The 12,417-nt window shown below is 63.4% G+C and carries 10 protein-coding genes; 8 read left to right on the forward strand and 2 right to left on the reverse strand.

Annotated features, from left to right (window positions below):
- The first annotated feature begins 81 nt into the window (after window positions 1-81).
- The 4 genes from INS93_RS03525 (at window position 82) to betA (ending at window position 4,940) form a co-directional block, all read left to right on the forward strand.
- Window positions 82-552 carry a hypothetical protein gene (locus INS93_RS03525; protein ID WP_192980314.1) on the forward strand — a complete coding sequence of 157 codons (471 nt, stop codon included), beginning with the start codon at window positions 82-84 and terminating at the stop codon, window positions 550-552.
- Between the two features lie 130 nt (window positions 553-682).
- Window positions 683-1,273, forward strand: a complete 591-nt coding sequence (gene betI, locus INS93_RS03530) for a transcriptional regulator BetI (RefSeq protein ID WP_192980315.1) — start codon at window positions 683-685, stop codon at window positions 1,271-1,273.
- A gap of 324 nt (window positions 1,274-1,597) precedes the next feature.
- Window positions 1,598-3,070, forward strand: a complete 1,473-nt coding sequence (gene betB / locus INS93_RS03535) for a betaine-aldehyde dehydrogenase (protein WP_192980316.1) — start codon at window positions 1,598-1,600, stop codon at window positions 3,068-3,070.
- 163 nt (window positions 3,071-3,233) lie between these two features.
- Window positions 3,234-4,940, forward strand: a complete 1,707-nt coding sequence (gene betA / locus INS93_RS03540) for a choline dehydrogenase (RefSeq protein WP_192980317.1) — start codon at window positions 3,234-3,236, stop codon at window positions 4,938-4,940.
- Here betA and torT read toward each other — a convergent pair.
- Window positions 4,929-5,948: a TMAO reductase system periplasmic protein TorT gene (gene torT / locus INS93_RS03545; RefSeq protein WP_160019048.1), complete on the reverse strand. Its 1,020-nt coding sequence runs from the start codon at window positions 5,946-5,948 to the stop codon at window positions 4,929-4,931. The genes betA and torT overlap by 12 nt on opposite strands.
- A 144-nt stretch (window positions 5,949-6,092) precedes the next feature.
- Here torT and mdtD point away from each other — a divergent pair, with 144 nt between their 5' ends.
- The 3 genes from mdtD to INS93_RS03560 are packed head-to-tail and all read left to right on the forward strand — an operon-like array spanning window position 6,093 to window position 10,217.
- Window positions 6,093-7,514, forward strand: coding sequence for a multidrug transporter subunit MdtD (gene mdtD / locus INS93_RS03550; protein WP_192980318.1), 1,422 nt, complete (start codon window positions 6,093-6,095; stop codon window positions 7,512-7,514).
- Window positions 7,515-7,563: 49 nt separating this feature from the next.
- A complete protein-coding gene (gene dbpA, locus INS93_RS03555) occupies window positions 7,564-8,940 on the forward strand; it encodes an ATP-dependent RNA helicase DbpA (protein ID WP_192980319.1) in 1,377 nt (458 codons plus the stop codon).
- Between the two features lie 41 nt (window positions 8,941-8,981).
- On the forward strand, window positions 8,982-10,217 hold the full coding sequence (locus INS93_RS03560) for a diguanylate cyclase domain-containing protein (RefSeq protein ID WP_160019045.1): 1,236 nt from the start codon (window positions 8,982-8,984) through the stop codon (window positions 10,215-10,217).
- Here the strand turns inward: INS93_RS03560 and INS93_RS03565 are convergent, their stop codons facing one another.
- Window positions 10,218-10,949 (reverse strand): substrate-binding periplasmic protein, encoded by a 732-nt coding sequence (locus tag INS93_RS03565; protein ID WP_192980320.1) that lies wholly within the window; start codon window positions 10,947-10,949, stop codon window positions 10,218-10,220. It lies immediately after the preceding gene.
- A gap of 206 nt (window positions 10,950-11,155) precedes the next feature.
- On the opposite strand from INS93_RS03565, the gene INS93_RS03570 reads away from it, so the two are divergent.
- The gene (locus INS93_RS03570) at window positions 11,156-12,340 is read left to right on the forward strand and encodes an NAD(P)/FAD-dependent oxidoreductase (RefSeq protein WP_192980321.1); all 1,185 of its coding nucleotides are present in this window, start codon (window positions 11,156-11,158) and stop codon (window positions 12,338-12,340) included.
- Window positions 12,341-12,417 lie beyond the last annotated feature (77 nt).

Raw genomic sequence — 12,417 nt, forward strand, 5'->3', positions numbered from 1 at the left:
CTTTACCTTCTGAAATCCTGAGTGCTTTCTGCAGATCACCTCGATAAGCTGGAGATCAATTCAAGTTCAAGGACGACCTGCATGCGCCTGCTATCCCTAGCCATCATTCCGCTGCTTGCCGGATGCGCAACCCAGTCAGTTCCAGCCAATCGCGCAATACCGGTGTCCCCCGAACGATTGTTTAATTATCAGGAAATACCATCCGAGCCCTTTCAATACCTGGTGATCAACCGGGATAAAGGATTTAGCGGAAGTAGCTGTGATGCCGCAATTTACATTGATGGCCAACTGAGCGTGCGGCTCAAACCTGAAGAATCAGCCATATTCAAACTGCCCTTGGGCGACTACGCCTTATCCGTAGATGCTGGTGATTGCGGGAAGGATCAGTTGCAGGCTTCAGTATTGAGTACTGCAGCTGCGAGATTCCGCATCGCCTTCGACTCGAAAGCCCAAGCAAGTATTCAACCGACAGAAGCAGGCCTCAATCGACTCTGCTCCATCGGAATGTGCGGCCAGTCTCCAGGAACGCCTGTTCCATGGTGGCTCTACTAATCAAAGGCGATATGCACAGTGCACTCTAGGCTCATCCTTGTGCCACACGGCATCTCGTTGTTCCATGTAATTGATCGAACGATCAAAATCCGCCTAGACTCCGGCCCAACTTCACCCGCTGGAGATCCCCATGCCCAAGGTCGGCATGCAGCCCATTCGTCGTTCGCAGTTGATTGCCGCCACCCTGGAAGCCGTCGACCAGGTCGGTATGGCCGATGCCAGCATCGCCTATATCGCCCGCCTGGCCGGGGTATCCAATGGCATCATCAGCCACTACTTCAGTGACAAGAACGGCCTGCTCGACGCCACCATGCGTCACCTGATGCAGGCGCTCAGCAATGCAGTGGGACAACGCCGTCGTGCATTGCGCGAGGACAGCCCACGCGCGCACCTGAAGGCGATGATCGATGGCAACTTCGACGACAGCCAGGTCAGCGGCCCGGCGATGAAGACCTGGCTGGCGTTCTGGGCCAGCAGCATGCACCAGCCGGCCCTGCGCCGCTTGCAGCGGGTCAATGATCACCGCCTGTACTCAAATCTGTGCGGTCAATTCCATCGCGCGCTGCCGCAGGATCAGGCCCGCTTCGCAGCTCGCGGCCTGGCCTCGCTGATCGATGGCCTGTGGCTGCGCGGCGCGCTTTCCGGCGAAGCCTTCGACACCGAACAGGCACGCCGCATTGCCTACGACTATCTCGACCTGCAGTTGAACAAAGCCCACTAGCCTGTCGCGAAGGCACATCGGGGGCGACGGTCCATTTTTGAGTTTGGTGGGCTGAAGCCCATCCTACAGCCCACCCAGGCCAATCTACGGGCTGCGGGCAACGCCTCGTAGGGTGTCGCGGGGCCACCTTGGCCGTGCGCACCAGCATCCCCAGCATCCCCGAACGTCCCGAACGGAAATTGCACACAGCCGAAGCGGCGCCAAGGACAAGTGGCGCCCTCCATGTCGCTTTTGATCACGCCGGGTCGTTTTTATTGATTGATCGTTCAATTTAAATAAAATAGGCTGTTCTCCAAGCAGATTGCCAAGTGCAGAGGACAGCCCATGCCCCGTTTCGCCGAACAGCAGCTCTACATCGGTGGTCAGTACGTCGCCGCCAGCAGTGGAGAAACCTTCGACAGCATCAACCCGGCCACCGGCGAGGTGCTGGCCAAGGTGCAGCGCGCCAGCCAGGCCGACGTCGACCGTGCCGTGGCCAGCGCAGCCGAGGGGCAGAAGGTGTGGGCGGCGATGACCGCCATGCAGCGCTCGCGCATCCTGCGCAAGGCCGTGGACATCCTGCGTGAGCGCAACGATGAACTGGCCGAGCTGGAAACCCTCGACACCGGCAAGCCGCTGTCCGAAACCCGTTACGTCGACATCGTCACCGGTGCCGACGTGCTGGAGTACTACGCCGGCCTGATCCCGGCGATAGAGGGCGAGCAGATCCCGCTGCGCGAGACTTCCTTCATCTACACCCGCCGCGAGCCGCTGGGCGTGGTCGCCGGCATCGGCGCGTGGAACTACCCGATCCAGATCGCCCTGTGGAAATCCGCCCCGGCCCTCGCCGCCGGCAACGCGATGATCTTCAAGCCCAGCGAAGTCACCTCGCTGACCGCGCTGAAACTGGCCGAGATCTACACCGAGGCCGGCCTCCCCGCCGGCGTGTTCAACGTGCTCACTGGCAGCGGTCGCGAAGTCGGCCAATGGCTGACCGAGCATCCGGGCATCGAGAAGATTTCCTTCACCGGCGGCACCGTCACCGGCAAGAAGGTGATGGCCAGCGCCTCCAGTTCCAGCCTCAAGGAAGTGACCATGGAGCTGGGCGGCAAGTCGCCCCTGATCGTCTTCGAGGACGCCGACCTCGACCGCGCCGCCGACATCGCGGTGATGGCCAACTTCTACAGCTCCGGCCAGGTGTGCACCAACGGCACCCGCGTGTTCGTGCCGCGCATGCTGCAGGCACGCTTCGAGGCCAAGGTGCTGGAGCGAGTCAAACGCATCCGCCTCGGCGATCCGCTGGATGACGCCACCAATTTCGGCCCGCTGGTGAGCTACGCGCACATGGACAGCGTGCTCGGCTACATCGAGAAGGGCCGCAGCGAGGGCGCACGCCTGCTGATCGGTGGTTCGCGCGTCATCGATGGCGACTATGCCAAGGGCGCCTACGTCGCCCCCACCGTATTCACCGACTGCCGGGACGACATGACCATCGTGCGCGAGGAAATCTTCGGCCCGGTGATGAGCATCCTCATCTACGACAGCGAAGAGGAAGTGATCCGCCGCGCCAACGACACCGACTACGGCCTGGCTGCCGGCGTGGTGACCCGCGATCTCAATCGCGCGCACCGGGTGATCCACAAGCTGGAAGCCGGCATCTGCTGGATCAACACCTGGGGCGAGTCGCCGGCCGAGATGCCGGTGGGCGGCTACAAGCAGTCCGGTGTCGGCCGCGAGAACGGCCTGGTCACCCTTGGCCACTACACCCGTATCAAGTCGGTGCAGCTGGAAATGGGCGATTACACCTCGGTGTTCTGAACCCCATCGCAGCGTAGGAGCGGCCGGGCGGCGCACCGCTTCAGCCGCGAAGTCATCGCGGATAAATCCGCTCCTACAAAAAAGCCGCCGCCCCGTAGCCCGGATGCAATCCGGGAACAATCACCGCGTTTTCCCGGATCACAGCCGGGCAACAGGAGGAGCCATGACCCAGGAATTCGACTACATCATCATCGGCGCCGGTTCGGCCGGTAACGTCCTGGCCACCCGACTGACCGAAGACGCAGACGTCAGCGTGCTGCTGCTGGAAGCCGGCGGCCCTGACTACCGCCTCGATTTCCGCACCCAGATGCCCGCTGCCCTGGCCTTTCCACTACAGGGCCGGCGCTACAACTGGGCTTACGAGACCGACCCAGAACCGTACATGAACAACCGCCGCATGGAATGCGGACGCGGCAAGGGCCTGGGCGGCTCATCGCTGATAAACGGCATGTGCTACATCCGCGGCAACGCGTTGGACTTCGACAACTGGGCCACGGCCAAAGGTCTGGAAGACTGGAGCTATCTCGACTGCCTACCGTACTTCCGCAAGGCAGAAACCCGCGACATCGGCCCCAACGATTACCACGGCGGTGACGGCCCGGTCAGCGTGACCACGCCCAAGGCCGGCAACAACCCGTTGTTCCACGCCATGGTCGAGGCCGGCGTGCAGGCTGGTTACCCGCGCACCGATGATCTCAACGGCTATCAGCAGGAAGGCTTCGGCCCGATGGACCGCACTGTGACCCCGGAAGGTCGCCGTGCCAGCACTGCGCGCGGCTACCTGGACCAGGCACGGGCGCGGCCCAACCTGACCATCGTCACCCATGCCACCACTGACCGCATCCTGTTCGACGGTAAGCGTGCCAGCGGCGTCAGCTACCTGATCGGCAACTCGAACAACGCCACCGAAGCCCGTGCCCGTCGTGAGGTGCTGCTGTGCGCCGGTGCCATCGCCTCACCGCAGATTCTGCAACGCTCTGGCGTCGGCCCCGCCGCGCTGCTGCGCGAGCTGGATATCCCGCTGGTACATGAACTGCCCGGCGTCGGCCAGAACCTGCAGGATCACCTGGAGATGTACCTGCAGTACGCATGCACCGAACCGGTGTCGCTGTACCCGGCGCTCAAACTGCTCAACCAGCCTGGCATCGGCGCGCAATGGCTGTTCGCCGGCAACGGCATCGGTGCCAGCAACCAGTTCGAGGCCGGCGGTTTCATCCGCACGCGCCCGGAGTTCGCCTGGCCCAACATCCAGTTCCATTTTCTGCCGGTGGCGATCAACTACAACGGCAGCAACGCGGTGAACGAGCACGGTTTCCAGGCTCACGTCGGCTCGATGCGCTCGCCCAGCCGTGGGCGCATCCAGCTCAAGTCGAAGGACCCGCGCCAGCACCCGAGCATCCTCTTCAACTACATGAGCGCTGATCAGGACTGGCAGGAGTTTCGCGACGGCATACGCCTAACCCGCGAGATCATGGCGCAGCCAGCGCTCGATCCTTACCGTGGGCGTGAAATCAGCCCTGGCGCGCATGTGCAGAGCGACGCCGAGCTGGATGCCTTCATTCGCGAGCATGCGGAAACGGCTTTCCATCCCTCCTGCTCGTGCAAGATGGGCGAGGACGACATGGCGGTGGTCGATGGTCAGGGCCGCGTGCATGGCCTGCAGGGCTTGCGCGTGGTGGATGCGTCGATCATGCCGGAGATCATCACCGGCAACCTCAACGCCACCACCATCATGATCGCCGAGAAGATCGCGGATCGGATTCGCGGGCGCCAGCCATTACCGCGCAGCAACGCACCCTATTTCGTCGCGGGCGAACGCCCGGTGCGTGGTACGCCGCTGCGCAGGCAGGAAGACAGACTAGTCGGGTAATTCCTGGCGGATCATCCAGTGGCCCTCGGGCGGCATCAGCCGGCCGAGGTCGAAACGATCGAGGGACCCAGCGTCGAGCATCTCGATCTGCGGGCTCACCAGTTGCGGCAGTTTTTCGCCCTGCAGGCCACGAACGGCCAGGTCCAGGGCGATGCGCGCCTGAATCACCGGTGAATCGGTGGGCGCAGCCAATACCTGTCCCTCGCGAATCTGCTCCAGTACCCGCTCGGTGGCGTAAAGCGACAGTACCTGCGCCTCGGAGCCGATGTTGCGCACCAGTTGCGCGGCGAAGGCCGCTGCTTCGGCATTGGCGATCAGGTAATCGAGATGCGGATGCTGCTTGAACAGCTCGCGCGCCAGTTGCGCCTGCCGACTGCGATCCACCGGGGCATAACCACCATGGATCAGGTTCACCCGGGTTCCAGGCAAGGCATCACGCAGACCGCGCTCGGCATCCTGCACCCAGCCGGCATCGGCCGGGCCGGGTAGCCAGCCGACCTGAATCGGCCGCCCCTCACTGACACGTACCAGATACTTGAGCGTGGCACGCGTCATGTCGGCGAAGTCGACGCGCGAATGCGCGCTGAGCCCCGGGCATTCCAGGCGATTGACCAGATCGATTACCGGCCGACCGGCCTTGATCTGCACGTCTGCTGCGCTGCACAGGTCATAGGTGTTGATACTGGCCACGACGAAGGCATCGGCGCCCTCGGCTACACAATGCTCGAACTGCTCCACCTGCACCTCGGCATACTCGTAGCCACCGGCTTCGTAGATACCCAGCCGCACGCCAAGACGTCTGGCTTCCTGATCCAGCCCCCAGGCCACGCCCCACCAGTAGCGGTCCTTGCCATGGGGCAGCAGCGCGCAGATACGCCAGGGCTGGCTGGCCACTGGCAAAGGCCGGTAGTCCAGCATGCGGCCATCGGCACGTACCGGATAAGGGAACCACTCGGCCGCCAGCAGTGACTGGCAAGCCAGCGAAAGCCACAGAGTCAACCAGCGCATGACGCCGTCCTTAGCCCTTGCGGGGCGATGTGCCAGTAACCCCAGCGTAGCACCACCTCGGACACCTGCTTGCACATCGGCAACCCGCAGTTGCCCGGGCTCGGTCGGCGGCCTAGAGTGGAGCGCACAGACCATGAGAACAGCATGACCAACCCCACCCTGCTCGACCCCAGAACCGCCCGCCTGCTGCCCTGGATAGTCGCCATCGCCTTCTTCATGCAGACGCTGGATGGCACCATCCTCAACACCGCATTACCGGCCATGGCCGCCGATCTCGGCGAAAATCCATTGCGCATGCAGTCGGTGGTGATCGCCTACATGCTTACGGTGGCCCTGCTGATCCCGGCCTCGGGCTGGGTCGCCGACCGCTTCGGCACGCGGCGCATCTTCTTCGGCGCCATCGCCATGTTCAGCCTCGGCTCGCTGCTCTGCGCACTGTCGGAGTCGCTGAGCATGCTGATCGGTGCACGCGTCATCCAGGGCCTGGGCGGCGCACTGATGATGCCGGTCGGGCGCCTGGTGGTGCTGCGCGCCTATCCGCGTTCTGAGCTGGTACGGATCATGAGCTTCATCACCCTGCCCGGCCTGCTCGGCCCGCTGATCGGCCCGAGCCTGGGCGGCTGGCTGGTGGAGGTGGCCAGCTGGCACTGGATCTTCCTGATCAACCTGCCGGTGGGGCTGCTCGGCTGCTGGGCGGCATTGCGCCATATGCCCGACCTGCGCGGCCCTGAGCACAGCCGCTTCGACACCGCCGGCTTTCTGCTGTTCGGCGCCGCCATGCTGCTGATCACCGTAGCCCTGGAGGGGCTCGGCGAATTGCACCTGCCTACCATGCGCGTGGTGCTGCTGTTGCTCGGCGGCATGGCCTGCCTGGCCGCTTATTGGCTCCGCGCCGGGCGCATCGAGCAACCATTGTTCGCACCCAATCTGTTCCACACCCGCAGCTTCGCCGTGGGCATCATCGGTAACCTGTTCGCCCGCCTCGGCAGCGGCGCGCTGCCTTTCCTCACGCCGCTGCTGCTGCAACTGGCGATGGGCTATTCGCCGGCCCAGGCCGGCATGAGCCTGATCCCGCTGGCACTGGCGGCCATGGCAGCCAAGCCCCTGGCCAGACCGCTGATCGAGCGCCTCGGCTACCGCAACATCCTCACCAGCAACACCTTGCTGCTCGGCGCCCTGATCGCCAGCCTGGCCCTGGTCGATGCACAAACCTCGACCTTGCAGCTGATCATCCAGTTGAGCCTGATCGGCGCCTGCAACTCGCTGCAGTTCACCGCGATGAACACGGTAACGCTGATCGACCTGGACAACCGCGACGCCAGCAGCGGGAACAGCCTGCTGTCGGTAGTAGTACAGCTGGCAATGGGCCTTGGCGTTGCGTCGGCGGCGGCGCTGCTCAGCGGTTTCAGCCGCGAGCTGGGCGACAACGGCCATGTGCTGGAGGCGTTCCAGGCGACCTATCTGTGCGTGGGCTTGCTGTCGATGCTGGCGGCGGCGATCTTCCTGCAACTGGACACGAAAGATGGCCGTAGCGGGCGCAATATCGAGGTTTCAGCGGACGAATGAGCGGGCCTGCTACACTGCCGGCCTGTTTCTTCATCCCCGAGCTCTTGCCGTGACCGCTACTGCCTTCGCCAGCCTGCCCATTTCTGCCGCCATGCAGGCCAATCTCGCCGCCATCGGCTATGCCGAGATGACGCCCATCCAGGCCGCCAGCCTGCCGCTGATTCTCAAGGGCCGCGACCTGATCGCCCAGGCCAAGACCGGCAGCGGCAAGACCGCAGCCTTCGGCATCGGCCTGCTGCACCCGCTCAACCCGCGCTACTTCGGCTGCCAGGCCATGGTGCTGTGCCCAACGCGCGAACTGGCCGATCAGGTGGCCAAGGAGATCCGTCGCCTGGCCCGTGCTGCCGACAACATCAAGGTGCTCACCCTCTGCGGCGGCGTACCCTTCGGCCCGCAGATCGGCTCGCTCGAGCACGGTGCGCACGTTATCGTCGGCACGCCAGGACGCGTGCAGGAGCACCTGCGCAAGGGCACACTGAAAGTCGATGGGCTCAATACCCTGGTACTCGACGAAGCCGACCGCATGCTCGACATGGGTTTCATCGACAGCATCAGCGAAATCATCGAACAGACCCCGGCACGCCGCCAGACCCTGCTGTTCTCCGCCACCTACCCGCCCGCCATCGAGCAGCTTGCCGCGCGTTTCTTGCGTAGCCCGGAGCGGGTCGAAGTGGAGGCACAGCACGACGACGGGCAGATCGAGCAGCGCTTCTACGAAATAGCGCCGAGCCAGCGCATGGAGGCGGTCAGCACCCTGCTGCGGCATTTCCGCAAACAACCGACCGTGGCCTTCTGCGCCACGCGCCAACAGTGTGACGAACTGGCCGCACAGCTGGAGGCCGAGAAGATTTCCGCCGCCGCCCTGCATGGCGATCTGGAACAGCGTGATCGCGATCAGATTCTCGCGCTGTTCGCCAATCGCAGCCTCAGCGTGCTGGTGGCCACCGACGTCGCAGCGCGCGGCCTGGATATCGCCGGGCTGGAAATGGTGATCAACGTCGAGCTGTCGCGTGATGCCGAGGTGCATATCCACCGCATCGGCCGCAGTGGTCGCGCTGGCGAGAAAGGCCTGGCACTCAGCCTGGTGGCGCCCGCTGAAGCCGGTCGTGCCCAAGCCATCGAAACCCTGCAGGGCAAGGAACTGGCCTGGTACCCGCTGCCTGCAGCCAAGGCGACGGGTGAGCCGCTGCTGCCGCCGATGCACACGATCTGCATCGGCGCCGGACGCAAGGACAAGCTACGCCCGGGCGATATCCTCGGTGCCCTGACCGGCGACGCCGGGCTGCCCGGTAGCCAGGTCGGCAAGATCGCCCTGTTCGACTACCAGGCCTATGTCGCAGTCGAACGCGACGTCGCTCGCCAGGCGCTCAAGCGCCTCACCGAAGGCAAGATCAAGGGTAGAACGCTGCGTGTGCGTCTATTGTAAGGTTGATATAAAGAGTCAAACGGCCTGGGCCGGAGTCACCCATGCGCAATATTCTGGTCATTGAAGACAGCCCACTGGTACTGAAGATCCTCGAGCATCTGTTTCGTCAGGAAACCGATCTGGAGCCGATCTTCTGCGCGTCACTGGCAGAAGCGGAAGTCATGCTGGAGACCTCGGCAGCACTGTTCTTCGCTGCCATCGTCGATCTGCACCTGCCGGATGCACCGGATGGCGAGAGCGTCGATCTGGTGATGCGCTATCACCTGCCGTGCATCGTGCTCAGTGGCAGCTACAACGAACAGCGCCGCGACGAATTGCTGATGAAAGGCGTGGTCGACTACGTGCTCAAGGAGAGCCAGCACTCCTACGAGTACGCCTTCCGTTTGCTGCACCGGCTCGACCACAACAGCCATATCAAGATTCTCATCGCCGACGACTCCACGGCGCAGCGCCATTACATCCGCCATATCCTCGAGCCGCACCACTATCAGATCATCGAGGCCAGCGACGGCAAGGAGACCCTGCGCCAGCTGGGCGAGCACCCGGATATCGACCTGCTGGTGCTGGACCATGCCATGCCCGGTGTCAGCGGTTTCGAGCTGGTCAAGCTGCTGCGACAGAAGCTGCGCCTCAATGACCTGATCATCATCGGCGTATCCGCCGACCCGAAGGGGTCGCTCAGTGCGCAGTTCATCAAGCACGGTGCCGACGACTTCCTGCGCAAACCCTTCTGCCCTGAAGAGCTGAACTGCCGGGTAATGTCGACCCTGGAGCGACGCGACCTGTTGCGCGCACTGAAAAAGGCCGCGCAGTTCGATGCCCTGACCGGTCTGAACAACCGCCGCGCCTTCTACGAACAAGGCATGCAGATACTGCAGAAGGCACAACGGGAAAGTCGCGAGGTCAGCGTGGCCATGCTCGATCTCGACCACTTCAAGCAGATCAACGACGGCTTCGGCCATGCCAGCGGCGACAGCGCCCTGGTGGTGTTCGCCCGGGCGATGAGCAATGCCTTCCCCGACATGCTGCTGGGCCGCCTGGGTGGTGAGGAATTTGCCCTGCTGACCCTGCATGGCGCAGATCATGTGGCTCAGGCACTGGATAAACTGCGCCGCCAGTGCGCCAGCTTGCACTATGCCGTCGGTGCGCCCGCGCTATCGTTCAGCGCGGGCCTCTATCAGGGTGAACCAGAGGATCTGGAAAGCCTGCTGCATGAGGCCGACATTCGCCTGTATCGGGCCAAGCAACAGGGCCGTGCCCGCACCGTACTGGCCTGATCAGGGGCTGTGGCGCTGCAGCGTCGCGGCATAACTACCGTCGTCGCTCATGGCCTGAATCGCCGCATCGAAACGCCTGGCAATGTCGCGATGCTGCGCATGGCTACGGCGTATCAGGATATGCAGGCCGTTCTCGCTCAAGGGCTGCGGCAGGAACTCCAGTTCATCGCGGATGGCGCTCAGCTTGCGACCGAGCAGGTGGCGCGCCACCAACTCGTCCTCCAGCGCCAGTTGCACGCGCCCGGCATGCAGCATCCGCGCGGCGATCTCGAAGCTGCCGACGCCGACCTTGAGCAACTGCGGATCACTGTCGAACTCCCTGGAATAGGCATAGCCCCTGACCACCGCGATGCTGTGCGGGTAGAGATCGGCCAGGGTCTCGAACTGAATGTCGCTCCCTTTGCGCCGCATGAAGCGGATGCGATTGACCAGATAGGGCTGGGAGAAATAGCCGTACTCGGTACGATCGGCGCTGTACCAGGCGTTGATCAGTACATCGTAATCGCCACGCTTGAGCCCCAGCACCGCACGCTCCCAGGGCACCTCCACGTAGCGGGTGGTGTAGCCGGCACGGGCGAGCGCCTGCTCCACCAGATCACTGGCCAGACCTTTGCCGGGCAGCCGTTGATCATTGAACGGCGGCCAGGGGTCGGCCACCAGGCGCAGCAGCTCGGCCGAGGCCAATACCGGCGACAGCAGCAACAGCAATAGCCAGGCACGCACTGCGAGCATGGGTGGTGGTCCATCCGAAATGATCAGTTCTAGTGATAGCAGGCACGAGGCCACTCGTCACTGTCTCATATCTGAGACAGTCAATCGGGCGTTACACACTTGCCAGCCGCACGGCGACAGAAACGTCGGCCCAGAGCGGCTTCGGGTAAACTTCAGCGGTTTCCGCGCAGCGCTGGCTGCGTCAGCGATTCACCTGAGGACATTTCGTGTTGCAAACCGACGTACTGATCATCGGCGCAGGCGCCGCCGGGCTGATGTGTGCTGCCACTGCCGCAGCCCGTGGCCGCAGCGTGCTGGTGTTCGACCATGCCAACAAGGCCGGAAAGAAAATCCTCATGTCCGGTGGTGGCCGCTGCAACTTCACCAACCTCTACTGTGAGCCGAACAACTTCCTTTCCGGCAACCCGCACTTCTGCAAGTCCGCCCTGGCACGCTTCACCCAGTGGGACTTCATCGGCCTGGTGGCCAAGCACGGCGTGCCTTACCACGAGAAGAAGCTTGGCCAGCTGTTTTGCGACAACAAATCCAGCGACATCCTCGAACTGCTGCTGGCCGAATGCGCCGAGGCTGGCGCACAGATTCGCCTGAATACGGCGGTACACAGTATCGAAAAGACCGAAGGTGGCTTCCTTCTGCAAAGCGACCTCGGCGAAGTGGTCTGCCAGTCACTGGTGATCGCCAGCGGCGGGCTGTCGATTCCGACCCTCGGCGCCACTGGCTTCGGCTATCAGGTGGCCAGGCAGTTCGGCCACGATTTGCTGCCGACCCGCGCCGGGCTGGTACCTTTCACCCTCACCGACCCGCAGCTCAAGACGCTGTGCACGGAGCTTTCCGGCACCTCGGTGGAGGACTGCCGGGTGAGCTGCAATGGGCAGAGTTTCGTCGAAAACATCCTCTTCACCCACCGTGGCCTGTCCGGCCCGGCGATCCTGCAGATATCCTCTTACTGGCAGCCGGGCGATACCGTGCATATCGACCTGCTGCCGCATATCGATCTGCCCGAATGGCTGGCCACCCAGCAGCGCGAGCGTGGCAACAGCGAGCTGAAAACCCTGCTGGCCGAGCTGTTCACCAAGAAGATGGCGACCCTGCTGGTCGACAGCTGGTTCACCAACAAACCGCTCAAGCAGTACACGCCCGGCGAGCTCAAGACGATTGCCGAGCGCCTGTCCGACTGGCAATTGGTACCGGCTGGCACCGAAGGCTACCGCACTGCAGAAGTGACCCTGGGCGGGGTGAATACCGACGAGGTGTCATCCAAGACGCTGGAATCGCTCAAGGTGCCTGGCCTGTATTTCATCGGCGAAGTGCTCGACGTCACCGGCCACCTGGGCGGCTTCAACTTCCAGTGGGCCTGGGCGTCGGGCTACGCCGCCGCGCAATACGTCTGAGGCTGAAATATTGCGCCCCAGTCGACAGCGCAGCGGGAACTGCCGACGCGGCGCAGACTCTGCTATGAACAGCAGAC

Source organism: Pseudomonas sp. EggHat1 (genome assembly GCF_014892995.1).
In the GTDB taxonomy this organism is placed as follows: domain Bacteria; phylum Pseudomonadota; class Gammaproteobacteria; order Pseudomonadales; family Pseudomonadaceae; genus Aquipseudomonas; species Aquipseudomonas chaetocerotis.